This is a genomic window from Brachyspira suanatina, from assembly GCF_001049755.1.
Taxonomy (GTDB): domain Bacteria; phylum Spirochaetota; class Brachyspiria; order Brachyspirales; family Brachyspiraceae; genus Brachyspira; species Brachyspira suanatina.
Map to the genome: position 1 here is coordinate 1,198,736 of NZ_CVLB01000001.1, position 26,205 is coordinate 1,224,940.

Sequence of the window (26,205 nt, forward strand, 5' to 3'; positions counted from 1 at the left end):
ATGAAAAAGTTAATATTTATTTTATTTTTATTTAGTCTATACTTATACGCTCAAAATAATGATAATAATAAAAGCAAAGTTTCTGAAAAATTAATAGATTATGTTAATGAAGGTAATGTTAAAGAAGCTGAAAATATTCTTAAGAAATATAATGATTATGTAAACAATCGTAATTATGAGGGATTTACATTGTTATCGCTTGCAGTTATACGTAATAATATAGAAATGGCTGAGCTTCTTTTGAAATATAAAGCAGATGTTAATGCTAATGTAGATCTTGGAGATAGCGTATTAATAGGTGCAGTTGATAATAAAAATATGGAAATGGTTAAACTACTTTTAAGTTATGGTGCTGATATTGATTATCAGGGATTTAGAGGAAGGACAGCATTATTTTCTTCTTTAAACAAAGGCGGTGAGAATAAAGAAAATATTGAAATGGTAAAACTCTTAATAAAAAATAAAGCAGATGTTAATATAGCTTATGATGGAGATTATGGAAATGAAGAAACACCTTTAATGTATGCTGCTATGAAAGGCTATAAAGAAACGGTAAAAATATTAATTGAAAATAAAGCTGATATAAAAAAAAGAAATATTTATAATGCAAATGCTTTGATTTATGCTTATATGTATGGACATGAGGATATAGCAGATATTTTGCTTCAAAATGGTTCTGATTCTTTGGATAAAAGTTTGAAAGTTTGTAATCTTAATAAAGAAACTTTGCTTAGTTATGATGTTCCATTAATAACTGCTGCAGTGTATTCTACTAATGAAGTTTTTTTACAAAAGCTTATTGATAATGGTGCAAATGTAAATTATAAAAATTATGATGAAAAAACCGCATTGATAGAAGCAGCTTCTTATAATAATATCAATGCTGTGAAAGTGCTTATTAAAAATAATGCTGATCTTAATGTTCAAAATAAACAGGGCAAAACTGCATTAATGTGGGCTTGTCATAGCGGAAATTTAGAAATGACAAAAATGCTTTTAGATGCTGGTGCTGATAAAAGTATAAAAAGAGGTAATTATGATGCATTGTATTATGCTAGAGAATACGGAAAAAATGAAGAAATAATAAGGCTTCTTACACAATAATAATATTCATTATTTTAATCTTTATATAAAAATTTACTCCAATCTACAAAATCATAATTTTTATATACTCTTTTTATTTCATCTCTTACTTCCATTAAAGCAAAGCCTAATAAATTTTCTCCTTTCCAGCAAAAAGGATTTTCTATATTCTCATCATCATATTTCATTTTTATTCCCCATACTTTATCATAGGGACTTGCTTCAACTAATACTTTGTTTTTTGTACTTAATAAAAAATTTCTTAAATCAGTGTTTTGTGAAAATTTATAATAATTGCCTGTAAATACTATTTTGTATTTCATTTTATCCCACAATTCATCATTGAAATTCTTAACTTTTCTTCCAAGTTCTTTTATAGCTTTCGGCTGATTATTATTCAAAATTTCATTAGCAATATCTTTATCATCAAATAATAATGCCTTATTATACATCATATATTTTTCCATACAATTAAATACCAAATCATTTTCTTTAAAATCTTTAATATACCATTGACTCAATGATGATTTAGTAACTTCTTTTTTATCATTAGTATGCCCGTAGAAAAATAAGAAGTCAATTTTCTTTCCGGAATTAAAATCTTTTCTAAGTTTTTCTAAAGAATATTTTTGTTCTTTATTATTTGAAAATATATCTTTATTTATCGAGTTATTATCATAAAAGCCTTTAAATATTATAGGCTCTTCAAAAAGTTTTTTATATTCTTCTTTGTCATCATTTGAAAGTTTATTAAAATAATTTATAAATACTTTATTATAATAACTGCTGTTTACAAACCATATAGGAGGCATTATATTTTGCATAATAATCCTTAAAAGTTTTATAGGAAATAAATAAAATATTTCTAAATATTAATTATGTGCTAAACTATTATTAGATACAATGCTGTTATTAGTTATGTTATCAGCAAACATAGTTTTTACACTCTCATTTGTAAGAGGCGAATAAAAATCATGTATAAGTTCATAACCTTTTTTTATAGCATTAGTATCATAAGTGTTATATACATAATTGCTTGCTAGAGTAGGCATGTTAATGTTAGGATCTTCTTTTATAGGTTTCATTATTACTTCAAAACCATTTTTCCTAAAGAAAGCATAATAAGTTGGTACATAAGAAAAATTAATCTCTTTGTTTTCATTTATCTCTAATGATACAACTGTACCTATATCAAGATGAGGATATCTTCCTTTATGATTTGCAATGAAGTTTCCTAATGAATATATTATTATACCGCTATGATTAGTTCCTTCATAAATTTCTACAGGTCTTGGTACATGAGGATGATGCCCTACTATTATGTCAACTCCATTTTCTATCAAAGCTCTCGCAGTTTCTTTTGTTTTTTCTTCAGGAGCAGTTGTATATTCTAATCCGAAATGAAGAGAGATTATTTTTATTTCATTGTTTGTGGCAAGTGCTAAATCAGATTTTACTTTTTCCACTAGATCTTCCTGTTTAGGAAAGAAATTCATAAAATAGAAATGATCATTTTTATTTGTTTTATGACTTAGTCCATTGTCAAGCATAGTATATGCAGATATAAAAAGCGGCACGTTATTAATATTTGTTATGATAGGTGCTATGCTAGGGGAATTAGTTGAACCTCCTAAAGTTAATTTATCATTTCTATGAAGCTCTGCTACAGTTTCAGCTTCAGCTTGAGCTCCCTGATCATAAGCATGGTTATTGGCTATTGAAAAAGTATTGAAGTAATTAAAGAAATACTGTAAATAATCTAAAGAACCATTAAATTCAGGATAAGGCATAGGAGGTTTATTGGTATTAACAACAAATTCTAAATTTGCAAATACAATATCACCTTGAAAATAATCTTTCAAATCTATTAAAACATCATTGCTTTGAAATGCCTCTACAATAGTAGGATGCGTCATTATATCACCTGTGAATACTAATTTGATACTTTGAGGAGGTTGAGGCTTTTTTTCTTCTTCCTGCTTATTATCAGCACATGAATATAATAGTATTAAAGATAAAGCAACGATTATTTTTTTTATCATAATTATTTTCCTAAGTAGTAATTATTTTTTATATTATCTTATTCATTTAAAATTTCTAAATCATTTTTTTCCAAATCAGATGTATCTGGCATCATATCAGAATTATCACTTTCATTTGTTCTTGTATATTTTAAAGGAGTGAATTCCATCTCAACTATTCTTCTATCTTCAACTTTCATTATCCTTACTCTGTAGCCTTTAAGTATAAAACGCTCATTTGTTTCAGGTATATGATCAAGCATATCGATTACATATCCCGCTATAGTCTGATATTCTTCATGCTCTAATTCTAATTTTAAAGTTTTATTAACATCTTCTATAGGAGCATTTCCATTTATTATAATTCTTTTTCCTTTGAATCTTATTACATCAGCTTCTCTTTTATCACTTTCATCTTCTATGTCTCCCATTATTTCTTCTATTATATCTTCCATAGTAACAAGTCCGGCAGTTCCGCCATATTCATCAATAGTAATTACCATTTGAAGTTTTTTCTTTTGCATATCATTAAATAAACTGCTTATAGTCTTAGTTTCAGGTACGAAGTATGGCAGCATTATATAATCAATGGCTTTCTTTTTGATTTTGTTCATTTTTCCGCCGCCTTTAACATACTCTTTAAATAAAGCCCTAGTATGAAAAATCCCTATTATATGATCAACAGTTTCCTCATAAACAGGAAATCTTGAAAGCCCTGATTCTACAGTAAGTTTTATAATTTCATTAACATCTGTTTCAGCTTCTATACATACCATATCAACACGAGGAGTCATTATTTCTTCTACAGTTTTATTTCTGAAATCTATTACACCTGTAAGAAGTTCATGAGTAGATTCTTTAATTATACCTTCTTTATGTCCCAAATGTATTATTGTTGTTATATCGTCCATACTTGATAATGCACTTCTTTTTTCAGCATTCCTCAATTTTTTAGGCACAAAATAATTCATTATGAAAGTTGTTACTTTATCCATCAAAAATGTTATAGGCTTGAATATAAAATGACAAAACTTCATAAAATATAGAAGATAAGGCATTACTTTTTCAGCATTAACTCTCATAAGTACTTTAGGAAGTATCTCACCGAATATAATAATAAGTATTGTTATTGTAGCAGTTGATATTGTAACCATCACATTTGTTGATACATGAGGCAGAATGTCAGCAAGCCTTACGGCAAATACTGTTATAATGGAACTTGCTGATATATTAACTATGTTATTCCCAACTAATAGGGTAGGTATCATAGAACTTGATTTTTCCCAGTACTTTTTATCTTCTTCTTTTATTTTTTTCTCTCTTACTAAACGCATTAAGGTAACATCATCAATGGAAGTATATGCTGTTTCGCTTCCTGAAAATAATGCTGAGAGCATAATAAGAATAATGATTATAAATATTTCAAATAAATAAACCAGTAGTATTTCCATAAATAATATGCCTTATATCTTTTATTAAATTCTTTTTCTTAATTCCTGCATAAAATTAGTACCTGGATCTCTTTTACCAGGATTTATATATTTAGTATTTAATTCTTTATATAGAGAGTAATGAGGCAGAGTTTTATCTTTATATTCATAATGTGCTATTATGTATTTTATGCTTTTATATTTGCTTTTTATATAATTTATTAATTTAACATTAGCTTCCAACTGTTCTTTTGTTAATTTATCAGCATATCCTATATTCTCTATACTTATAGACGTATAATTAAATCCTACAGTATGCCTTGCTATATATTCAATAGGAGTATTTGCATATATAGTGCCATCAAAATCAACTAAGAAATGAGTTCCTACATTTACTTCTCCACCTGCTTCTATATCAGGTCTGCCTATCAAAGTGTCGTTTTTAAATATATTTACAGCTATACTGAGATTAGGGGTTTCTGTAGAATGAACAACTATTATTTGAGGATTATCCAAATATATTAGTCTGCTTCCATAATGTGTTTGTGTATATTCAGATAATAATTGTAATCTAAGAGCATTAGGAGTGATTTTGTATTTATCGCTTATATCTGGCTTTAATACTATATCATTAGTTTGTACAATATTGTTATTTACTGTATTAGTACATGATAATAATAAAGATATTATAATTGATATATAAATAATGTTTTTTATCATTTAATATTATTATGCATCCATAGCAATATTAACACTGACAAATCCAAGTGATGATTGGAAAGGAATAATTATAGTTTGTAAATTTTTAGGAATTATTTGTATTTCTTTTCCAAAATAAAGTATAGGAGGAGTGATATCGCAGCTTATACCTTCTTCAGCTAATTTAGTAATTGCAAGACCGCTTATAGTGTTTCCCATTTCATTGATAACACTTCTCATCATATCTTCAAAATCATCTTCAGAATCATACTCTCCGCGTTTTTTATCTGTAAGATTTTCAGTAAGAAGCTGAGAGAAATTTTCAGGAAATTCATAAAGCACTTGTCCATTAACATCGCCGACAATTCCTATAGCAACACCATATCCAGAGAAAAGTTTACGGCCTTGTCCTTTAACTAAAGTACCTTTTTCCATTGTAAGACCAGCCATCTCTTTGAATATTGATACTAAAGATACAATAAATGGATTGATGAATCTAACGTCCATAAATTTTATAGGTGTTGTAGCCATGTTTATTTCCTTTTGAATTTTATTTTTATATTTTAATTATAACATAATTGAGTATTATTTCAATTAAAAAATAAATCTAATTAAAATTATAGTACTAAAAGAGAAATTGTCAAATTTAAAACTAAAAAATTATATATATTTTACATAGTGTATATTAATTTTATAAATTAAGTACCGTAAATATTTATAGTGAATAAATAAAAACTATTTATATATTTTTTAAATTTAACTTGCTATTTAACTTAAATAATATAGAATAATAGAATCAAATAGGGGTTTATTATGTCATTTGTTCATTTACATGTACATACACAATATTCAATACTTGACGGAGCTGCCCGTATTAAGTCTTTATATTCTAAAAAGGATAAGACTAAAAGACTTATACCGGGATTAATAGATAGAGCTAAAGAATTAGGCATGCCAGGCATAGCTATGACAGATCATGGCAATATGTTTGGTGCTATGGAATTTTTCTCTGAAGCAAAAGATAAAGGTATTATACCTATTATCGGATGTGAAGTATATGTTGCCCCTAAAACAAGATTCGATAAAAAGATAGAAAACTCTGAAGAAAAAAGTGCTATGCATTTAGTTCTTCTTGCTAAAGATAAAGAAGGCTATAATAATCTATGTAAATTAGTTACTTTCGGATATACTGAAGGTTTCTATTATAGACCTAGAGTAGATCATGAATTAATAGAAAAATATAATAAAGGTCTTATTTGTTTATCAGCATGTATGGGCGGAGAGATTCCTATTGCTATAAGAAAAAAAGATTATAAACAGGCTTCAAAATTAGCTGAATATTATAAATCTATTTTCGGAGAAGATTTTTATATAGAACTTCAGGATCATAATATACCTGAAGAGAAATCTTTAAATAGTGCATTATATAAACTTGCTAATCATCATAATATAGAGTTAGTTGTTACAAATGATGTGCATTATGTATCAAAAGAAGATGCTAAAGCTCATGAAATACTTTTAGCAATACAAACTAAAGCTACTTTGGATTCTCCAAGAAGATATAAATTCCCAAGCAATGAATTCCATCTAAAAACAGAAGAAGAGATGATGAAGTCATTTGCTAAACTTCCTAAAGCATTTGAAAATACTGTGAAGATAGCAGAACAATGCAAAGATTTAAATATAATGACTAAGACTTATTATATGCCTAATTATGAGCTTCCTAATGGTGAGACAGAAACATCAGCATTAAGAAATATGTGTATAGATGGGCTTAATAAATATTATAATAATAATATTCCAAAAGAGGCTATGGATAGACTTGAAATGGAATTAGGTGTTATAGGAAAGATGGGATTTGAAGGATATTTCCTTGTAGTTCAGGATTTCATTAACTATGCAAGAAATCATGATGTTGCAGTAGGACCTGGAAGGGGAAGTGCTGCTGGTTCAATAGTTGCATTTGCTACTGGAATTACAAAAGTTAATCCTCTTGATTATGATTTGCTTTTTGAAAGATTTTTAAATCCAGAAAGAAAAAGCATGCCCGATATTGACGTTGACTTCCAAGATGATAAGAGGGAAGTTATAATAGATTATGTAAAAGAAAAATATGGTAAAGATAATGTTTCTCAAATAGCCACTTTCGGAGCTTTGGGAGGACGCTCTGTTATAAGAGATGTTTGCCGTGTTATGGGTATAGATTTAGCCACTGCTGACAGACTTGCTAAAAGCATACCTGATGATGTTAAAAGAGTTGTAGATATATATGAACATCCTGATTGTGCTGCTTTAGTTAAAGAAATAGAAGGCAACAGAGAATTAAAAAACATGTATGAAATATCTACAAGACTTGACGGTTTAGTAAGGAATGTAGGCTTACATGCTGCTGGTGTTATTATATCATCTCATCCTATAGCTGATTTAGCCCCAGTTTATCAGGATTCTAAAACAGGTACTAGAGCTTGTCAGTATGAAATGACTTATGTTGAAAGTGCTGGACTTATAAAAATGGACTTTTTGGGTATTAAGAACTTAAGACTCATAAAAGATGCTATAAAAGATATAAAAGATAGATATGGTATTGAAATAGATATAGATAAAATTCCTTTAGATGATGAAGCTGTTTATGAGATATTTAGAAAAGCTGATACAGGCGGGGTTTTCCAGTTTGAAAGTCCTGGTATGCGTCAAATGCTTATAAATATTCAGCCTACAGGTTTTGATGACTTAGTATCAAGTGTAGCATTGTATCGTCCTGGTCCTTTAAACTCTGGAATGGATAAAGACTATGCAGACAGAAAAAATAAGAGAAAAGAAATAGTATATAAGCACCCTGATTTAGAGCCTATACTTAAAGAAAGTCAGGGAGTATTAATATATCAAGAGCAGATTATGGCTATAAGCCGAGTTATAGGCGGATTTACTGCTGCAGAAGCAGATGATTTAAGAAAGGCTATGGGTAAAAAAATCGTAGAGAAAATGAACTCTATGGAAGAGAAATTTATTAAAGGCGGACTTGAAAGAGGTTATGATAAAGAGTTATTAACTTATTTATTTGATACAATGAAAGGTTTCGCTGAATATGGATTCAACAAATCTCACTCTGTTTGCTATGCATTAATAGCCTATCAAGAAGCTTATATTAAGGCCCATTATCCTATGGAATATTATGTGGCTTTACTCAATACTGTTATAGCTGATACTGATAAAATTTCTCTATATCTTAATGAAATTAAACAGAAAAATATAGAGATAGTTACAGCAAGCGTATTTGAAAGTGATGCTTTATTCTCTCAAAAAGATGGTAAGATAGTTTATGCTTTACATGCCGTTAAAGGTGTAGGTCTTCATGCTGCTTTGGCTATTCAGGAAGAGAGAGAAAAAAACGGACAATTCAAGAATTTAGAAGATTTTGTAAAACGTGTTGATGTTCATTTAGTTAATAGAAAAGTTTATGAAACTCTCATAAAATGCGGTGCTTTTTCTGAATTCGGACATACTGAAAGTGCATTGCTTAGTTCACTTGATGCAATACTTGCTCATGCTTCTAATTATCAAAAGGAAACTTTATCAGGTCAAACTATGTTATTTGATTCTATGTCTGAAGATGACAGCGGAAGTGCTTCTTTGGTGATAGAAAAACAAGTGGAATATGCTTCTAATATTTTAATGGAAAATGAGAAAGAAGTTTTAGGCTTTTCATTAAGATATCATCCTTTTGCTAGATACATTACTAAAATTGATTATAAATATTTCCACAATACTTTAGATATTGATAATCTTAAAGATAAAGATGAGTTTTTACTTCCTTGTGTTGTTATGGCAGTTATTGAAACAACTACAAAGAAAAATACTCCTATGATTACATTAAAAGTTATGGATATATTTACTGAATATGTATTTTATATCACAGCTAATAGTCAGATAGAGAAATATAAAGATATGCTTGAAGAACAAGCTGGAATATTAATAAAAGGACGCAGAGATAAAAATAGATTCTCTGAAAAAATATATAATAATATTGTTGATATAAAATTATTAGATTCTTTCTTAAAAGATAAAAATCTTAAACTCAAAGAAGTAAAAAGAGATAATATAAAAAGAGAGAATAATTCAGAATCAACACCTGAAAATAGACAGGTGCATGTAAATAAGAATGATGCTCCATTTAAAAATACTTCTAATAAAGAGAATGATATTAAAAGATCTGATAATGTTGTTTCTAATGCTCCATTTACAAGCAGACCTAATAACAGCATAGCAGTAAAACATAATAACAGCGGTAAGAAGCAATTAGCATTATATATGAATAAAAATATATTTGATGATATGGATTTATTATGTCTTCAAAATGCTATATCTTCAAATCCTGGAGATTATACAATATTCTTAAAATTGAAATCTGAAAGCGGTATGGAAATATTTAAAATAGGTGAGGATTATAAAGTTGATCCTAATCCTAGATTCTTAAATGAAGCTAAAAGTGCATTGAGATCATTAATAGAAATTGAATATGCTTAAAATAATTTAATTAATTTAAAATAACAAAAGGCTTACTGATATAAACAGTAATCCTTTTGTTTTTATGGAATTAATTATTGAGTTTATTAAATATTATTTTTCAAAAGTTAAACCATCTCCTGATTTTTTTACCTTTATAGTATCTCCTTCTAAATATTTTCCTGCTAGCATTTCTTTAGCTAAAGGATTTTCTATAAAGTTTTGTATAGCTCTTTTCAATGGTCTTGCTCCAAACTGAGGATCATAACCGATATCAGCAATATAGTCTATAGCTTCATCGCTTACATCTAAAGTTATTCTTCTATCTTTAAGTCTGTTAGCAACTCTTGCTATTTGATTTCTTACTATCTCAGCAATGTATTTTTTGTCAAGTCTAGTAAATGTTATTATCTCATCTATTCTGTTTAAGAACTCTGGTCTAAATGACATCTTTAATAGTTCCTGAATCTTTTCTTTGATATCATTAGTATCATTAGCTTCAAGAATAAGATCAGAACCTAAATTACTTGTCATTATGATAATAGCATTTTTGAAATCTACTATTCTTCCTTGTCCGTCAGTAAGTCTTCCGTCATCTAATACCTGAAGTAAAACATTAAATACATCAGGGTGAGCTTTTTCTATCTCATCGAATAGTATAACAGAATAAGGTCTTCTTCTAACTGCTTCTGTTAATTGTCCGCCTTCATCATAACCTACATATCCCGGAGGAGCTCCTATAAGTCTAGTAACAGAGAATTTCTCCATATACTCACTCATATCTATTCTTGTTAAAGCATGCTCATCACTAAATAAGAAATCAGCAAGTGTTTTAGCAAGTTCTGTTTTACCAACTCCTGTAGGCCCTATAAATAAGAAACTTCCAAGAGGTTTATTTTCATCAGAAAGTCCTGCTCTGTTTCTTCTAATAGCATCAGCAACTGAAGTTATAGCTTCATCTTGTCCTACAACTCTCTTATGTAATACTTCTTCAAGCTGTAAATATTTTTGTTTTTCACTAGCAAGCATTTTGCTTACAGGTATTCCAGTCCATACAGATATTACTCTGGCTATATCATCTTCAGAAATTTCCTCTCTTAAAAGTCTTTTCTTATCAGAGTTTTTAGCCTCTTCCATAGATTTAGTAGCTTCTTCTAATTTTTTCTGTAGTTCTGGTATTTTACCATATTTTATTTCAGCAGCTTTTGCTAAATTTCCTTCTCTTGTATATTGAGTTTCTTTTATATTTAAAGCTTCAAGTTCTTCTTTTAATTTTCTTGTTTCTTCAATTCTTCCTTTTTCATTATCCCATTGAAGTTTCATAGCATTACGTTCTTCAGAAAGTTCAGATAATTCTTTTTCAAGCTTTTCTAATCTCTCTTTAGAAGCAGCATCATTTTCTTTTGAAAGAGCTTGTTTTTCTATATTAAGCTGTAAAATTTTTCTTTCAATTTTATCTAATTCAGTAGGCTGACTGTCTATTTCTATTTTTAATTGGCTTGCAGCTTCATCTACCAAGTCAATAGCTTTATCAGGTAAAAATCTATTAGTTATGTATCTGTTAGATAAAACAGCAGCAGCAACTAATGCATCATCTTTTATTCTAACACCATGATGAACTTCGTATTTATCTTTTAAACCTCTAAGTATTGAAATAGTATCTTCAACACTAGGCTCTTTACAATAAACTTGCTGGAATCTTCTTTCAAGTGCTTTATCTTTTTCAATATATTTTCTGTACTCATCTAAAGTAGTTGCCCCTATTGCTCTTAATTCACCTCTAGCTAATGCAGGTTTTAATAGGTTAGAAGCATCCATTGCACCTTCAGTAGCCCCAGCTCCTACAAGAGTATGAAGCTCATCTATAAATAATATTATGTTGCCTTCAGATTTTTCTATCTCTGTAATAACAGCTTTTAATCTCTCTTCAAACTCTCCTCTGAATTTAGCACCAGCTACTAATGCACCTAAATCCAAAGCTAATAATCTTTTATTTTTAAGTCCGTCAGGTACATCTTGAGAAACTATTCTTCTTGCAAGTCCTTCAACAATAGCAGTCTTACCAACACCAGGCTCACCTATAAGCACTGGATTATTTTTTGTTCTTCTTGATAATACCTGCATAACACGTCTTATCTCTTCATCACGTCCTATAACAGGGTCGATTTTTTCTGCCTCTGCTAATGATGTTAAATCACGGCAATATTTATCAAGTGCCTGCATTTTAGCTTCAGGGTCTTGGCTATTAACGCTTTGTCCTTTTCTTAAATCTTTTAATGCACTTAAAACTTCTTTCTTACTTATTCCGCTTTTTCTAAGCATGTCGCCTGCTTTGTTATCAGCTTCAACAAGTGCTAAGAATATATGCTCTGTAGATACATATTGGTCTTTCAAAGCATTAGCTTCTTTTTCTGCTTTTGCCAAAACTTTACCGGCATTAGTAGATAGATGTAATTGTACATTTTCGCCTGTAACCTTTACATTTTCATCAACTAATCTTTGAGTTTTATCTATCAATGTATTTATAGGAACACCTATTCTTTCTACTAAAGGCTGAATAAGTCCGTCCTCTTGTTTTAATAATGCTAAAAGTAAATGTTCGCTTTTTATTTCATTATGGTCTTCACCATTGGCTATATTAGCAGCTTCATTTACTGCCTCTTGGGCTTTTATTGTATATTTATTATAATCCATATTCTAATTAATTGACGGCTTTAAACCGCCTAACTCCTTTATAGATTAATTATTTAAATTTAATTAAATAATTTTATTTCAGCATTTAATTGCTGTACACTTCTATATATGCAAAAAATATGCCAATTAATAGGTTTGAAATGTTTTGTTTTAATACATCATTATTATATTTTACCAATTATTTTTGTGTTTAAATTTTTATGATTGTATAAATTTTATATACAGAAAATTATATTATGTATAAAAATAATACTATAAATTTATATTGTGTATTAGTATAGCCTAAAACTGAGTATTTTAATATTAATTTATTTAAGAATTATTATAATCATATTTTTATCATAAGTAATCAGATATATTTTATATATTTTTGTAAAATTTTAGCTTTTAAATTAAATTAATTAACATTTATTATAATATAAGTTATTATTATTGATATTTTATTATATTAATATGTATTATACTATATCAAAAAAATACTATTTATGATATAATATTACGCGAATAATTTAATAAATTAATTCAATTATATGGAAAGTAATATTGTTAAGAATTGTGAACTGCTTATTAATAATTTTTGTATCAATATAATATTTTAATAATGATGCAATATATTTTAGTAACTTTTTTACTAATTTTGATAATGACAGAAATATTTTTTTGAATATAAAATTAAAAATCATAGGAGTTTATTATGGATACTGTATCATCTATAGTAGCGAAGGTTAACAGTTTTTTATGGGATTATTTATTAATAATTTTACTATGCGGAAGTGGGATTTATTTCACTATAAGATTTAAATTCGTACAAATTTTTAAGTTTAAAGACGGCTGGGATAGAACATTCGGAAGTATATCATTAATGGGTAAATCCGCAGGTAAAGAAGGTATGAGCTCTTTTCAGTCTTTGGCAACAGCAATTGCAGCACAAGTTGGTACAGGTAATTTAGCAGGTGCTGCTACAGCTTTGATATCAGGAGGTCCTGGTGCTATATTTTGGATGTGGGTATCTGCCTTTTTAGGAATGGCTACTATATTTGTAGAGGCATCTTTGGGACAAAAATATAAAACTACAACAGAGGACGGTCATATTATAGGAGGTCCTGCTTATTATATTCAAGCTGCTTATAAAGGCTGGTTTGGAAAAATATTATCTGTTTTATTTGCAATATTTATTATATTAGCTTTGGGCTTTATGGGAAATATGGTGCAGTCAAATTCTATAAGCGGTGCTTTTGTTAATGCATTCCCTCAAATTAAGCCTATATATGTTGGCGTAGTATGTGCTTTAATAGCTGCTTTTATATTTATAGGAGGACTTAAAAGAATAGCTTCGTTTGCTGAAAAGATAGTTCCTATAATGGCTTTGTTCTATATAATAGGTTCTTTAATAATTATTTTAATGAATATTGAAAATTTAGGCTCTTCTATAGTTTTAATATTCACATCTGCATTTAATCCTCAGGCTGTTATAGGCGGAGGTTTAGGAATAGGTGTTCAGCAGGCTATGCGTTTCGGTGTGGCAAGAGGTTTATTTTCTAATGAAGCAGGTATGGGTTCTACTCCTCATGCTCATGCTTTAGCTAAAGTTAAACATCCATGCGAACAGGGCGTGGTTGCTATGATAGGTGTATTTTTCGATACTTTCATCGTTGTAACTTTAACAGCTTTAGTTATATTAACTTCAAATATATTGCAGACACAAATATATCCTTTAACATCTGCTGCTGATATACCAGAAATTTTAAAAGGTGTTGGTTTGCCTCAGGAAGCATTCAGATTGGGATTTGGTTATTTCGGTGTTATATTTGTTGCTATATGTTTATTCTTCTTTGCTTTTACTACAATAATAGGTTGGTATTTCTTTGGTGAGCAGAATATAAAATATTTATTTGGGGTTAAAGCTAAAAAGGTTTATGCTGTATTAGTTGTAGGTTTCGTGTTATTAGGTTCAGCATTAAAAGTTGATTTAGTATGGTCATTAGCAGATACTTTCAATGGACTTATGGTTATACCGAACCTTTTGGGACTTTTAGCATTGGGCGGCGTTGTTTCTGTATTATTTAAAGAGTACAATGAACTAAATAAAAAATAATATTAAAATAATATAATATAAAAAATAAAAGGGCTTATATAAAAAATATATAAGTCCTTTTTTATTTTGAAATTAATAATTATTTTTTAGGCTTGAATATTAAAGAAATAGAATTGACGCAATGTCTTGTATTTTTTGCAGTGAGATGTTCCCCTATAAATACATGTCCTAAATGTCCTCCGCAATTATTGCATGTTATTTCTATTCTGTAACCATCTTCATCTAATGATCTTTTTACTGCACCTTCTATTTCATCGTCGAAACTAGGCCAGCCGCAATGTGATTTGAATTTATCCTCAGAGCGATATAATTCAGCACCGCATTGTTTACAGCAATAAATACCATCTTCAAAAAAATCATTGTACTCGCCTGTAAAAGGATATTCTGTACCTTTAAAAATTATTACATTTCTTTCTTCTTCAGTTAATTCTCTTTTTTCCATAGTTAAACTCCTAGAATATTAGTATATACCTAACAACTATATTTTGTCAATTTTATTTTTTATATTGTTATTATTTTCGGGGACTAGCCCACCAAATCTTCACTTCTTTTGGACGACGCCCGCCTCGCGAAGTGTGCCTACGGCAGGTGTGCCACAGGCGAATCCCGCCTACGGCGAGAAGCAGGCACAGCCCGCCTTCGGCAAAAGGCTATATTTTATATTAAATTTGATTAATTATATTACATGTAATACAATTTTAGTATGATTTAATACTAATTTTATCCTTGCACTTTCGCAAAGCGTGCCGACGAAGTCCACCTGCGGTGTCGGCAGCAACTTTAGCGAAGCCCACCTGTGGTGTGCGGCGGGAAAAAGTTGAATAAAAAAATGACAAACTTAAAAATTTTCAGTATATACAAAATACCATATTTATCAATTGGTTTTAATTATAAAATTATTACTTTGCTTGATATAAAAAAGATTAATATTTATAATAATTACAATAATAAAAAATGAATAAAGGAGAAATATATATGGCTACACCTCATATAGCTGCCAATAAAGGCGATATTGCTGAAACTATACTTTTACCGGGAGATCCTTTAAGAGCTAAATTTATAGCTGAGAATTTTTTAGAAAATGTTACTCAATACAATTCCATTAGAAATATGTTTGGATTCACAGGTACATATAAAGGAAAGAAAGTTTCCGTTCAAGGTACTGGTATGGGAATGCCTTCCTGCAGTATTTATTCTTATGAGCTTATACATTTCTATGGCTGTAAGAATTTAATTCGTATAGGTACTGCCGGTGCTTTAGTGGATAAACTTCATATTGGTGATTTGGTTATAGGAATGGGAGCTTGCACAGACTCTAATTATGCTGCACAATATGAGCTTCCTGGTACTTATGCACCTATAGCTAGTTACGAATTACTAAGAAAAGCTGTTAATAAAGCTGATGAAATGAAAATAAATTATCATGTAGGTAATATAGTTTCATCTGATGTATTTTATGGTGCTAATAATGCTACTCCTAAATGGGCAAAAATGGGGGTATTGGCCGTTGAAATGGAGGCTGCTGCCTTATATATGAATGCTGCTTATGCTGGTGTGAATGCACTTTGTATGGTAACTATTTCTGATTCTTTAGTTACAGGAGAGGCTACAACTGCAGAACAAAGAGAAAAAACTTTTACTAATATGATGGAAGTTGCTTTGTCTTTAGCTTAAAATATTATTCAATAATAAGCATTTATAAATTTATTTTTATGAATGCTTATTATTTTTTATAATTTCTTGACTTTTTTTATAATTTGTATATAATTAATTACTATGAAAGGTATTATTATTTCAAATAATTTCAAAAGCATCTACGCTTATTACTTTTTCTATTATGGCGTTTAAGGCGCCAGTATATCTATTTTTCTAATTTAAACACACACACATATATTATTAATTTTTATAACTATAAGATAATTTGGCAGATTATCATTTATAGGTTTAAAACAAAAATTATTATCTATTTTTTATGCATAAATTTTAAAATTATTTTAAGGAGAATTATATTATGATAGTCGTAATGAAACCAAATGCAAAAGAAGAACATGTAAACAGTATTATAGAAAGACTTAAAAATGCAGGTCTTGGTATAAATAAAAGTGTCGGAGTAGATTATACTGTAATAGGAATGGTAGGAGATACTTCAAAGATAGACAGAGAGTTAATAGCTTCTTTGCCGGGTGTATCTAAAGTATTGAAAGTTCAGGAGCCATTCAAAAGAGCAAACAGAGCATTTAAAAAAGAAGATACCGTAGTAGATGTAAGTGGTGTTAAAATAGGCGAAGGTAAGCCTGTTATAATAGCAGGGCCTTGTTCAGTTGAGAGTGAGGATCAGGTTATAAACATTGCTAAAAGCGTAAAAGCTGCAGGAGCTTCAATACTTAGAGGAGGAGCTTTCAAGCCTAGAACTTCACCTTATGCTTTTCAAGGTTTAGCACTTGACGGACTTAAAATATTAAAACTTGCAAAAGAAGAAGTTGGAATACCTATAGTAAGTGAGATTGTTTCTATAAGACATTTAGAGGATTTTGAAAATACTGTGGATATGATTCAAATAGGTGCAAGAAACATGCAGAACTTCGAGCTTTTAAAAGAAGTAGGAAAATTAAAAAAGCCCATACTTTTAAAAAGAGGTTTATCAAGCACCATAGAAGAATGGCTTATGAGTGCGGAATACATACTTAATCAAGGTAATGAGAATGTTGTATTGTGTGAAAGAGGTGTAAGAACTTTTGAAACTTATACTAGAAATACTTTCGATGTTTCAGCAATTCCTGCAATAAAGCGTTTAAGTCATTTGCCTGTAATAGGAGATCCTTCGCATGCAAGCGGTAAATCTTGGATGGCACTTCCTCTCACTTTGGCCGCTATTTCTGCAGGTGCTGATGGTATGATTATAGAAGTTCATAATGATCCAGAACATGCTTTATGTGATGGGGCACAGTCTATAAAGCCTGATGTATTTGCTGATATTATGGAATCTGTTAATATGATTTCTGATACTGTTGCAAAAATAAAAGAGAAACATGGAGGTAAAATTTATACCAAATAATTAATTTTGATTTGTAATATTATAATAGTCTGCTTATAAAAATTATGAGCAGACTATATTTTATATTATATTTAATATTTAATTATTTATTTTTAAATAAACTAATTTGATTTTTACATTTATATATTATATAATTTATGATATATCTATATTGAAATTTGAGGAATTAACATGTTAATTACAATATTAGCGTTATTTATATTATTGCAAAGTAATGTATTTGGATATATAGATCCAGGTACAGGAAGTTTACTTTTCTCAGCACTTTTTGGGATAATAGGAACGCTTTTCTTTTTATCAAAGGCTCTTTTGATAAAATTAAAAACTATGTCTTTTTCTAAAAATAAATCTATAGATACAGAAGCATCTAAAAAAGCAAGAATAATCATTTATGGAGAAGATAAAAGATATTGTAATGTATTTAAGCCTATTATAGAAGAATTAATAAAATTAGAAATACCAGTAATATATTACAGTTCAAGTGAAGATGATCCAATATTTGAAATAAAAAATGATTTGCTTCATACAGAATTTATTGGAATAGGTAATAAAGCTTATGCCAAATTAAATTTTATAGAAGCAGATATTTGTTTAATGACAACTCCTAATTTAGATGTTTTTCAATTAAAACGTTCTAAAGGCGTAAAGAAGTATGTGCATATATTTCATGCTCCAAATGAAGCTGCTATGTATTGTTTATATTCTTTAGACTTTTTTGATGCTGCATTATTAAGCGGAGAAAATCAAATAGCTGATATAAGAGAACTAGAAGAAACTAGAGGAACCAAAGTAAAAGAATTAGAAATTATAGGAAGTCCTTATTTAGATGAACTTAATAAAAAGAAAGAAGAAGCTTTAGAGTCTATTACTAAAGTAGAAAATAAAAAAACTGTTTTAATAGCTCCTTCTTGGGGTATGAATGGACTTCTTACAAGATTTGGAGAAAAAGTAATAGATCCTATTTTAGAAAACGGATATTATGTGATTATACGCCCTCATCCTCAATCTAGTATAGTAGAAAAAGATATGCTTGAAAGATTGAAAAATAAATATAAGGATAACTCTAATATAGAATGGGATTTTAATGGGGATAATATTTATTCATTATCAAGGGCTGATGTTATGATATCTGATTTTTCAGGAGTAATATTAGATTATGCTTTTCTTTTTGAAAAACCTACTATAATACCTAGTTTTACTTTTGATAAAAGAGGTTATGATGCTGTTGAATTAAAAGAAGAAACTTGGACATTAAAAACTTTACCTAAAATAACAGTTTCTTTAGATGAGAATAATTTTGCAAATATTTCAAATATAGTAAATGATACTATTAATAATACTTCATTAAAAGATAATATTATAAAAGCTAAAGATGAAGCTTATAAATGCAGGGGGGAAGCTGCTAAAAATGGAGCTTTGGCTTTAAGAAAAATGCTTACAGAATTAAATTAATAATTTTAATATCATAATAAATAAGGAGTGTTATTTTTATGAAAGCAATAATACTTGCAGCTGGTAGAGGCACAAGACTTTTACCTATGACTTTAGTAAAGCCTAAACCATTATTAGAGATACATGGAAAAACTATATTAGAAAACGCTATTGATATACTTAGAGAAGGCGGTGTAGATGATATCACTGTTGTTACAGGATATAAACATGAATTGTTTGATCCTTTACAAAAAAAGCTTGGGTTTAAAAAGGTAGTATCTACAGATTTTGCTTCTAAAAACAGCAGTGCTTCATTAAAATTGGTAAAAGATGAAATTACTAATGGTACTATAATAATGAATGGTGATTTATATATTAAAAAATCTTTTTTTGAATATATAAAGCCTAATGAATGCCAATTTTTATCACAAGAAATTAATAATGTTATGGTATGGGAATATGTTGTTGATGAAGAAAAAAAACTTATTAAAATTATTAAAGATGCTACTAGCGGAAGATATGGTGAGACAGGAATAGCTTATTTTGCAGGTAAGTATGTTGATACTATAAAAGAAGAACTTGATAATTGTACAGATGATGAATATTGGGAATATGCTGTTTTCAGAGCATTAAGTAGAATAGATTTTTATATTAGTGAGGCAGAAGACATTGTAACAGAAGTTGATTCTTTCAAAGATGCAATCATGACTAATACATTGACTTTTGAAGATATTGCTAAACAATGTTCTGATAATGGAGAAGCTATTAGATTAAAAGGATTAACTAATTACAATTACAAAATAACTTTTAATGGTGATAAGAAAGTAATAAGAATTCCTGGTCTAGGTACAGAAAAGTTTATTGACAGACCAGCAGAAAAACATATTATGTCATTAGTTTCTGAAGATATTGCTCCTAAAAGTATGTTCTTTGATTATGACATTAAAATAACTAATTATTTAGATGGATATAAAGATTTAGAGTTTGACGAGATAGATGAAAAGTTTTTATCTCTTTTTATGAAAAGATTAGAACAGCTGCATCAAATTAAACTAAAAGATAATCCAGGATTTGTTCCTTTATTAATTTATAATAAAATAAAAAAATATGAAGAATTAGTGCCTATTAGTTTAGTAACTGAAAAAGAAAGAGAGTTTATACATAACTCAGCTAAAGAATTAGATAAAGATGAAAAAGTATTATGTCATTTAGATTTATTATTTGGAAATATTTTATATAATGGAGAAGATGTAAAAATAATAGATTTTGAATATTCTGGTTTCACTTCTAATTATTTAGATATAGCCAGTTTTGTATGCGAATCAGATATTGATGATGAAAGACGATTAAAATTATTAAAATCATATAATGGTTTGGAAGATTCTAGAGTTAGAAAGGCTCAAATTATACATAATTATATATGGTCATTATGGGGTATTATGAACAAATCTTATGAGTATATGAGATACCATATATCTGGTCTTCATAAAAATTTATCCTATTTTAATTTAAATTGATATATGTTTATAGGCTATAATCATGAGTATAAATGAAATAATATTATATATAATGATTGTATTTATGGTTCTAGGAGCCATAGATAAAGTCATAGGCAATAAATTTGGTCTTGGAGAACAGTTTGAAGCTGGTTTTAATGCTATGGGGGCTTTAGCTTTATCTATGATAGGTATTATATGTCTTGCTCCAGTAATAGCAGCATTATTAAAACCGATTATCATTCCAATATACACTGCTTTAGGGGCAGACCCTTCAATGTTTGCAACAACAATACTTGCTAATGATATGGGGGGGGCTCCTTTAGCATTAGAATTTGCTAATGATATAAATGCAGGAAAATTTTCAGCTTTTATAGTCGGTGCTATGATGGGGCCTACTATAGTTTTCAGTATACCAGTTGCTATTGGTATTATTAATAAAGAAGATCATAAGTATTTAGCTTTGGGTATAGCTTCAGGTATGATTACTATACCAATAGGGGCTTTTTGCGGAGGGCTTGCAGCTGGATATGGAGTTATATTTTTAATAAAAAATCTTATACCAATAATTATAGTATCAATACTTCTTACTTTAGGTTTAATATTTATAAGAGATGTTTTGATAAAGATATTTGATTTATTTTCTAAATTTTTAGTTATATTAATTACTATAGGTTTAGTTTTTGCTGTAATAGAGGCATTAACAGGAATTCAAATTATAAAATTTACTATTAGCAATCAAACAATTACAATGTCGTCTATATCTGATGCTGTTACTACAGTTGCTAGTATAGCTTTTGTTTTGGCAGGAGCTTTTCCTCTTGTATTTGTACTTACTAAAGTGGCTTCAAAACCTTTGGAAGCTGTAGGAAAAAAATTAGGTATGAATGATGTTGGAGCTGCTGGTTTGGTTGCAACTCTTGCTAATAATATACCTATGTTTAATATAATGAAAGATATGAATAATCAAGGAAAGATTATAAATTGTGCCTTTGCTGTTAGTGCGGCATTTACATTTGGAGATCATTTGGGATTTACTGCTGGTTATGCAGGAGGAGAATATAGAAATATGATATTTCCTATGATAGTGGCTAAATTGGTTGGAGGTGTAACTGCTATAATAGTTGCTTATTTTGTATCTAAGATAGTGCTTAAAAATACTAATTGATTTATTTTTTAATATGAAATATAATTAAAGAGGAAACATATGATAAACAGTCAACAGTCAACAGTCAACAGTCAACAGTCAACAGTCAACAGTCAACAGTCAACAGTCAACAGTCAACAGTCAACAGTCAACAGTCAACAGTCAACAGTCAACAGTCAACAGTCAACAGTCAACAGTCAACAGTCAACATAGTATAGACTTTATTTTTTTATATAAATCATTTTTTATAAAAAGCATCATAAGCTCGAAGAAATTTATTTCTTGGGGGTATTATGATGTTTTTTGATATACTTTACAATATTACAATATACCCAATAGAATTCATTATAGAAATATTATTTTATCTATTTAATTCTGTCTTTAAATCAGGATATGGAGTAAGTTTATTTTTTATCAGTTTATGTATAAATTTTTTATCATTGCCATTATATAATATAGCAGAATCTTGGCAGGCTAAAGAAAGAGCAATTCAAGATAAAATGAAGCCAATGATAGATAATATTAAAGCCGTATATAAAGGAGATCAAAGGTATCTTTTAATAAGAGCTTGCCAAAGAATAAATGGTTATAAAACTATATATGCTTTTAGAGGTACTTTAGGTCTTTTAATACAAATACCATTTTTTATAGCAGCATATAATTTTATACATAGTATATCTGGATTAAATGGTCAGAGTTTTTTATTTATAAAAGACTTATCTAAACCAGATAATTTAATTCATATTGGTAATATTAGTATAAATTTACTTCCATTTGTAATGACTTTATTTAGCTTGCTTGCCGGATTTGTTTATGCTAGGAAATTAAGATTTAAAGAAAGTTTGCCTCTCTATATAGTATCATTAATATTTTTAGTATTATTATATACTTCACCATCAGGACTTTTATTTTATTGGACTATTAATTGTTTATTTTCTTTAATAAAGAATATTGTAATAGAGTTTAAACTATATGAAGTATTTGTTAAAAATAAATATAAGTTATTAAAAGCATATAACATATTGTTTATTATCGTTACAGTAGTATTTATGTTGTTAATTTCTTTATCAAATGTAGAAAGAAAAGGGTATTTATCAGATTTTGAATTTATAAATAATAGAAATGGATATTTTTATGCTGCTAGAGTAAGATATTATAGTAAAATTTTTATTACTAGTGATATATTTTCTTTTGTTGGCAATAAAGATAAATTAGATGATAATGTAATTAGTATAGAGTATGAGGGTAGTAGTACAATAGTATCTACTTTAATTTTAAAAGATAAAATTGAAAATATAAAAGATGATATTATTATATACTATAGACTTTCTCCTAGAAGTTATTCAATTAATATATATTTGTTTTTGTTGTTTATAACTATCATATTGAATATATCAAATATATATAAATTTATATTTAATAAAAGTCATTTAATAGAATCTTTTGAAAAAAACAGATATAAATTAATGATAACTTCTTGTTTAACAATCACTATATTATCCGGGCTTTTTATATTGTCATCTCTTATATCTAACTCTCCTCAAGAATTTTCATATCCTTTTTATTTGATTATAAACAATTTATCTATAGGTATTGGATTATTTTTCTTTTACCCTATGTTTATATATTCATTATTTTCAGAAAAAATTAAAAATTACTTAACTTTACTGTCTTTGTTTTTTGTTATATTTGTATTAATAAATACATTTGTAATGACAGGTAATTATATTAATATAAATAATGAATTTTTATTTGATAATGCTGATTTATTAAAATTTTCTTTTAAAGAATTATTATTGAATTTTTCATTGACTATTATATTTAGTTTAATATTAATTTTTATTTTAAGAGTTAATAAAAGTATATTTTTTATCAATATAAATTATATTGTATTAGCTGTTTTAGTAATTATTTCATTACTAGATATATATAATATATATAACTCACATGTTAAACTTAATGATATTAAGAAAAAATCAAATCAATTATCAAGTTATAAAATATTTAATTTATCTAAAACAGAAAATAATATAATAGTTTTATTCATTGATAAAGCTGTAAATTCTTATTGGTTAGAAGCATTTGAGAGATTTCCAGAATATAAAGAAAAATTAGATGGTTTTACAATATATCCAAATACTGTTTCTTTTAGTCAATCTACTATAACAACGGCTTCTCTATATGGAGGTTATGATTATTTACCTTTCGAATTAAGTACAAATGGCAGTAATCTTTTAAAAGATAAACATAATGAGGCTATATTAACTGTACCGTTATTATTAGAAGAATATGGGTATAAGTCTACTTTATTGGAACCTACATACGCCAATTTTTCAAATATTCTAGATTTGAGCATATTTGAAAATTACACTAATATTTCAGCTTATTCATCAGATTCTATTCAAAATTATAGTTTGAATATTTATTTTGGAGGAACAAACATTAATTTTGAACAGACTTTAGAAATGGATCAAAAAAATAAATCTATAAGATTTTCATTATTTAGAATGATGCCTATAAATTTAAGATATGATTTTTATGATAATGCTGGTTGGTTTTTAGCTAGTTCTTCTTTTTTAAGATTTAATTCTAGTATAAGATATTATTCTGTTTTAGATTCTATAACTAACTTTATGAATATTACTGAGGATGGTAATTATTATAATATGATATATAATTTAGCTACACATGAACCTTATTACTTTGCTTCTGATTTTTTACCGCATACAAGTTTAGAAGATGTAGATAGTAAGGATTTAAATATATATAGAGATGATATTAGTACAAGATTTTTTTATGTTAATGTTGCTGCCATTAATTCTTTAATAAAAATCATTAAATATTTAAAAGATAATGATGTTTATGATAATACTAAGATAATAGTAATTTCGGACCATGGAAGCGGGGTTTATAATAATAATTTTAATTCAAATAATTTATCTTTTGTCACTACTATAAATCCATTGTTAATGTTTAAAGATTTTAATAGTAAAGGAAATATAAAAATTGATACTAATTTTATGACTATAGCTGATATGCCGTATTTAGCAACTAAACATATTGATAATCCTATAAATCCATTTAATAATAAAATAATAACAAATGATTATAAAAATAATGGAGTTAATATAATAACTGTTGATTCTTGGCAGGTTGATAGACAGTTAAGTAATTCATATAATTTTAATTATTATTATTATGTTAGAGATAATATATTTGATGTTAATAATTGGAAGAAATTTCAAATTGATTGGAAAACTAAAGAATCAAAAGAAGTAGAATTAAATTAAATAAAGTAACTTTTAAAATAACCGATAATTTTGACGAGTAAATTTATATATCGCAAGGAGGCGTAAAAATTATGGGAGTCAAAAAGTATTTCTTTTTATTGCTAGTTTTATTAGCTATGAATAGTATATATGCATTTGCAAATCAAAATATTATAAGAGTACAGTTAACAGATGTAAAAGCACCATATACTATTAATATCAAAGGTCCTTATAAGGCATACAATTATAAATATGAAAGTGAAATTATATCTGCTCTTACTAATGAAACTGTAAAGGTAGTTGAAAACAGATTAGGTTTAAAAGTTAATGAAGTTGGAGTTTATAAAGAAGGTATAGTATTTGAAACTCAGGACGGATTTACTTTAAATGGTGTTGAATATTATGGTTCATTAATGTTTATTCCATACAATGATACAATGATCGTTGTTAATGAACTTAATATTGAAGATTATGTTAAAGGAGTACTTCCTCATGAAATGTCTCCTGATTGGCCTATGGAAGCTTTAAAAGCTCAGGCAGTAGCAGCTAGAACTTATGCTATGTATCATATATTAAAAAATGCTAATAAACTTCCTTTTGATGTTGATAATACTACAAAATATCAAGTTTATAATGGTAAAGAAAAAATGAATTGGTCTGTTGAGCAGGCAGTTGATAGAACTAGATATGAGATTGCTGTTTATAAAGGAAAAGTTATAGCTACATATTTCAGTGCTTTATGCGGCGGACATACTGACAGTGCTGAAAATGTATTTGGTGTTGCTGTTCCTTATTTAGAAGGAGTTTCTTGCCCTTATTGTAATGCTCAGATTAAGCCTTGGACTAATGCTTTAAGCTATAATGAACTTAATAATGATTTAGCTAATTATTCTGTACATGCTACTGAAAAATCTTCTATAGGTATTAGCACAGATCCTAAATCAGGTAAAGCTACTAATATAAAAATAGATGACAGCGATATTCGTTCTAGAGATTTCAGAACTACTCTTTCTCCTAGATTAGTACCTTCACTTAACTTTACTATTAAAAAAGTTGATAATGGTATCATAATCACTGGAAAAGGAAGTGGACATGGTGTAGGTATGTGTCAGTGGGGTGCTTATGGTATGGCACAGGTTAAAAAAGATTATAAAGAGATATTAAAATTCTATTATAATGGAGTTGATATTGTAGATTATAATAGAGTTAATAAAGAGTTTGAACCTGATGTTTGGGGAAAGTGATTAATAAATAATTAAGTAAAAAACAAAGGCTTATATTG

At 28.0% G+C, this 26,205-nt stretch carries 17 protein-coding genes; 10 read left to right on the top strand and 7 right to left on the bottom strand.

Annotated features, from left to right (window positions below):
* Positions 1-1,104 (top strand): ankyrin repeat domain-containing protein, encoded by a 1,104-nt coding sequence (locus BRSU_RS05275; RefSeq protein ID WP_048594239.1) that lies wholly within the window; start codon positions 1-3, stop codon positions 1,102-1,104.
* Positions 1,105-1,118: 14 nt separating this feature from the next.
* Here BRSU_RS05275 and BRSU_RS05280 read toward each other — a convergent pair whose 3' ends face one another.
* Genes BRSU_RS05280 through BRSU_RS05300 form a run of 5 tightly spaced genes read right to left on the bottom strand, consistent with a single transcriptional unit; the run spans position 1,119 to position 5,764 of the window.
* Positions 1,119-1,907 (bottom strand): riboflavin biosynthesis intermediates N-glycosidase, encoded by a 789-nt coding sequence (locus BRSU_RS05280; protein WP_048594240.1) that lies wholly within the window; start codon positions 1,905-1,907, stop codon positions 1,119-1,121.
* A gap of 48 nt (positions 1,908-1,955) precedes the next feature.
* A complete protein-coding gene (locus BRSU_RS05285) occupies positions 1,956-3,125 on the bottom strand; it encodes a CapA family protein (protein ID WP_048594241.1) in 1,170 nt (389 codons plus the stop codon).
* A 38-nt stretch (positions 3,126-3,163) separates the two neighbouring features.
* Positions 3,164-4,555, bottom strand: a complete 1,392-nt coding sequence (locus BRSU_RS05290; RefSeq protein WP_048594242.1) for a hemolysin family protein — start codon at positions 4,553-4,555, stop codon at positions 3,164-3,166.
* A 24-nt stretch (positions 4,556-4,579) separates the two neighbouring features.
* Positions 4,580-5,254, bottom strand: a complete 675-nt coding sequence (locus tag BRSU_RS05295; protein ID WP_048594243.1) for a peptidoglycan recognition protein family protein — start codon at positions 5,252-5,254, stop codon at positions 4,580-4,582.
* A 9-nt stretch (positions 5,255-5,263) separates the two neighbouring features.
* Positions 5,264-5,764 (bottom strand): chemotaxis protein CheX, encoded by a 501-nt coding sequence (locus tag BRSU_RS05300; RefSeq protein WP_008726787.1) that lies wholly within the window; start codon positions 5,762-5,764, stop codon positions 5,264-5,266.
* Between the two features lie 282 nt (positions 5,765-6,046).
* Here BRSU_RS05300 and dnaE point away from each other — a divergent pair, with 282 nt between their 5' ends.
* The gene (gene dnaE, locus BRSU_RS05305) at positions 6,047-9,757 is read left to right on the top strand and encodes a DNA polymerase III subunit alpha (RefSeq protein WP_048594244.1); all 3,711 of its coding nucleotides are present in this window, start codon (positions 6,047-6,049) and stop codon (positions 9,755-9,757) included.
* A gap of 93 nt (positions 9,758-9,850) precedes the next feature.
* Here dnaE and clpB read toward each other — a convergent pair whose 3' ends face one another.
* Positions 9,851-12,430 (bottom strand): ATP-dependent chaperone ClpB, encoded by a 2,580-nt coding sequence (clpB, locus tag BRSU_RS05310; protein ID WP_048594245.1) that lies wholly within the window; start codon positions 12,428-12,430, stop codon positions 9,851-9,853.
* Positions 12,431-13,124: 694 nt separating this feature from the next.
* Between clpB and BRSU_RS05315 the strand changes: the two genes are divergently transcribed.
* A complete protein-coding gene (locus tag BRSU_RS05315) occupies positions 13,125-14,525 on the top strand; it encodes an alanine/glycine:cation symporter family protein (RefSeq protein WP_048594246.1) in 1,401 nt (466 codons plus the stop codon).
* A gap of 79 nt (positions 14,526-14,604) precedes the next feature.
* On the opposite strand, the gene BRSU_RS05320 is transcribed toward BRSU_RS05315, so the two are convergent.
* Positions 14,605-14,967: a methionine-R-sulfoxide reductase gene (locus BRSU_RS05320; RefSeq protein ID WP_048594247.1), complete on the bottom strand. Its 363-nt coding sequence runs from the start codon at positions 14,965-14,967 to the stop codon at positions 14,605-14,607.
* 533 nt (positions 14,968-15,500) lie between these two features.
* Here BRSU_RS05320 and deoD point away from each other — a divergent pair.
* The 7 genes from deoD to BRSU_RS05355 all read left to right on the top strand — a co-directional run bounded on the left by deoD (position 15,501) and on the right by BRSU_RS05355 (position 26,167).
* Complete coding sequence (gene deoD / locus BRSU_RS05325) at positions 15,501-16,199, top strand: purine-nucleoside phosphorylase (protein ID WP_014487684.1); 699 nt, start codon at positions 15,501-15,503, stop codon at positions 16,197-16,199.
* A 337-nt stretch (positions 16,200-16,536) separates the two neighbouring features.
* Positions 16,537-17,580: a 3-deoxy-7-phosphoheptulonate synthase gene (aroF, locus tag BRSU_RS05330; RefSeq protein ID WP_048594248.1), complete on the top strand. Its 1,044-nt coding sequence runs from the start codon at positions 16,537-16,539 to the stop codon at positions 17,578-17,580.
* A gap of 171 nt (positions 17,581-17,751) precedes the next feature.
* Entirely contained in the window at positions 17,752-19,032 is a 1,281-nt protein-coding gene (locus tag BRSU_RS05335) for a CDP-glycerol glycerophosphotransferase family protein (RefSeq protein ID WP_048594249.1), read from the top strand.
* Between the two features lie 38 nt (positions 19,033-19,070).
* Complete coding sequence (locus BRSU_RS05340; protein WP_048594250.1) at positions 19,071-20,528, top strand: sugar phosphate nucleotidyltransferase; 1,458 nt, start codon at positions 19,071-19,073, stop codon at positions 20,526-20,528.
* A gap of 22 nt (positions 20,529-20,550) precedes the next feature.
* On the top strand, positions 20,551-21,675 hold the full coding sequence (locus BRSU_RS05345; protein ID WP_048594251.1) for an ethanolamine utilization protein EutH: 1,125 nt from the start codon (positions 20,551-20,553) through the stop codon (positions 21,673-21,675).
* 272 nt (positions 21,676-21,947) lie between these two features.
* The gene (locus BRSU_RS05350; protein WP_048594252.1) at positions 21,948-24,944 is read left to right on the top strand and encodes a YidC/Oxa1 family membrane protein insertase; all 2,997 of its coding nucleotides are present in this window, start codon (positions 21,948-21,950) and stop codon (positions 24,942-24,944) included.
* A gap of 116 nt (positions 24,945-25,060) precedes the next feature.
* Positions 25,061-26,167 carry a SpoIID/LytB domain-containing protein gene (locus tag BRSU_RS05355; RefSeq protein WP_209435147.1) on the top strand — a complete coding sequence of 369 codons (1,107 nt, stop codon included), beginning with the start codon at positions 25,061-25,063 and terminating at the stop codon, positions 26,165-26,167.
* Positions 26,168-26,205 lie beyond the last annotated feature (38 nt).

Coding starts and splice junctions, on each gene's coding strand:
- BRSU_RS05275 (WP_048594239.1), top strand. CDS start 1: ATGAAAAAGTTAATATTTATTTTATTTTTATTTAGTCTATACTTATAC.
- BRSU_RS05280 (WP_048594240.1), bottom strand. CDS start 1,907: ATGCAAAATATAATGCCTCCTATATGGTTTGTAAACAGCAGTTATTAT.
- BRSU_RS05285 (WP_048594241.1), bottom strand. CDS start 3,125: ATGATAAAAAAAATAATCGTTGCTTTATCTTTAATACTATTATATTCA.
- BRSU_RS05290 (WP_048594242.1), bottom strand. CDS start 4,555: ATGGAAATACTACTGGTTTATTTATTTGAAATATTTATAATCATTATT.
- BRSU_RS05295 (WP_048594243.1), bottom strand. CDS start 5,254: ATGATAAAAAACATTATTTATATATCAATTATAATATCTTTATTATTA.
- BRSU_RS05300 (WP_008726787.1), bottom strand. CDS start 5,764: ATGGCTACAACACCTATAAAATTTATGGACGTTAGATTCATCAATCCA.
- dnaE (WP_048594244.1), top strand. CDS start 6,047: ATGTCATTTGTTCATTTACATGTACATACACAATATTCAATACTTGAC.
- clpB (WP_048594245.1), bottom strand. CDS start 12,430: ATGGATTATAATAAATATACAATAAAAGCCCAAGAGGCAGTAAATGAA.
- BRSU_RS05315 (WP_048594246.1), top strand. CDS start 13,125: ATGGATACTGTATCATCTATAGTAGCGAAGGTTAACAGTTTTTTATGG.
- BRSU_RS05320 (WP_048594247.1), bottom strand. CDS start 14,967: ATGGAAAAAAGAGAATTAACTGAAGAAGAAAGAAATGTAATAATTTTT.
- deoD (WP_014487684.1), top strand. CDS start 15,501: ATGGCTACACCTCATATAGCTGCCAATAAAGGCGATATTGCTGAAACT.
- aroF (WP_048594248.1), top strand. CDS start 16,537: ATGATAGTCGTAATGAAACCAAATGCAAAAGAAGAACATGTAAACAGT.
- BRSU_RS05335 (WP_048594249.1), top strand. CDS start 17,752: ATGTTAATTACAATATTAGCGTTATTTATATTATTGCAAAGTAATGTA.
- BRSU_RS05340 (WP_048594250.1), top strand. CDS start 19,071: ATGAAAGCAATAATACTTGCAGCTGGTAGAGGCACAAGACTTTTACCT.
- BRSU_RS05345 (WP_048594251.1), top strand. CDS start 20,551: ATGAGTATAAATGAAATAATATTATATATAATGATTGTATTTATGGTT.
- BRSU_RS05350 (WP_048594252.1), top strand. CDS start 21,948: ATGATGTTTTTTGATATACTTTACAATATTACAATATACCCAATAGAA.
- BRSU_RS05355 (WP_209435147.1), top strand. CDS start 25,061: ATGAATAGTATATATGCATTTGCAAATCAAAATATTATAAGAGTACAG.